Here is a 1,340-nt window from a genome sequence, read left to right on the forward strand (position 1 = left end):
TTCCTGAAGAGATACCACTGACCGTCGTCGGCGTCGGCTCGAACCTTCTGGTCCGCGACGGCGGCATCGAGGGCTTTGTCATCCGCCTTTCGGCCAAGGGCTTCGGCGAGGCCGAGGTGATTTCGCCGATCAGGATCAAGGCGGGAGCCGCGACCCCCGATAAGCGCGTCGCAGCGGTGGCGCTCGAGGCCGGCATTGGCGGCTTTCATTTCTACCACGGCATTCCGGGTGCAATCGGCGGTGCGCTGCGGATGAACGCAGGCGCCAACGGCGTCGAGACGCGCGAGCGGGTCGTCGAAGTGCGAGCGCTCGACCGCAAGGGCAATGTGCAGACGCTGAGCAATGCCGATATGGGCTACGCCTATCGCCATTCAGCGGCGCCTGCCGGGCTGATTTTCACCTCGGCCGTGTTCGAAGGCTTTGCCGAGGACAAAACGGTGATCAAGGCTGCGATGGAGGCCGTGCAGAACCATCGCGAGACCGTGCAGCCGATCCGCGAGAAGACCGGCGGCTCGACCTTCAAGAATCCGGAAGGCACGTCGGCCTGGAAGGAGATCGACAGAGCGGGCTGCCGCGGCCTGATGATCGGCGGCGCCCAGATGTCGCCGATGCATTGCAACTTCATGATCAACACGGGAACCGCGACCGGCTACGACCTAGAATATCTCGGCGAGACGGTGCGCACGCGGGTGCTGGAGAATTCCGGTATCCGGCTGCAATGGGAAATCAAGCGCATCGGCAATTTCCGGCCGGGACATGCGGTTCAGGAGTTTTTGGGACAGCTTCTTTAAAGCGCAGCGTGGCGCGTGTTGAAGTTCATGTGATGCATGAACTTTAACACGGCCGACACGGTCCGCGACCGTTGCCGCAAAGACTCAACGACACGCTTTTCGCATCCATTTTCTCAGAAAGTGAATCTCTCGGAATCGTAAGCACTTGCCAGTGAATCAACTCTCTGATTCTCTGCTCGAAAGCGTTTCCTGATTTGAGTCGTTCGACGCGTTTTCAGCGTTTTCCGTCTGGGGGGCAACCTGCCGGGAGACTCTGACTCAATGTTGCGGAAAATCTGGTTTTGGTCCGCCGTGAGAGAGGGGATGCCGGGGAATGAAAAACAAGCATGTGGCCGTCCTGCTGGGTGGTTTTTCGTCCGAGCGGCCCGTGTCTCTATCGTCGGGAAAGGCTTGTGCCGATGAACTCGAGAAGGAAGGCTACCAGGTCACCCGTGTCGATGTCGGGCGCGATGTCGGCTCCGTGCTTGCCGAGCTCAAGCCCGATGTCGCCTTCAATGCGCTGCACGGCCCTTTTGGCGAGGACGGCACCATTCAGGGCATCCTTGAATA

At 60.1% G+C, this 1,340-nt stretch carries 1 protein-coding gene and 1 pseudogene; both read left to right on the forward strand.

Going from position 1 to position 1,340, the window contains the following annotated elements; genetic code table 11:
• A partial coding sequence (gene murB / locus EN750_RS34540) for a UDP-N-acetylmuramate dehydrogenase (protein WP_127399294.1) occupies nucleotides 1-791 on the forward strand: 791 nt, incomplete at its 5' end.
• A 313-nt stretch (nucleotides 792-1,104) separates the two neighbouring features.
• Nucleotides 1,105-1,340: pseudogene (locus EN750_RS34545) on the forward strand (D-alanine--D-alanine ligase); the annotation flags it as partial.

The sequence above is a fragment of the Mesorhizobium sp. M7A.F.Ca.ET.027.03.2.1 genome, from assembly GCF_003999175.1.
Taxonomy (GTDB): Bacteria; Pseudomonadota; Alphaproteobacteria; order Rhizobiales; family Rhizobiaceae; genus Mesorhizobium.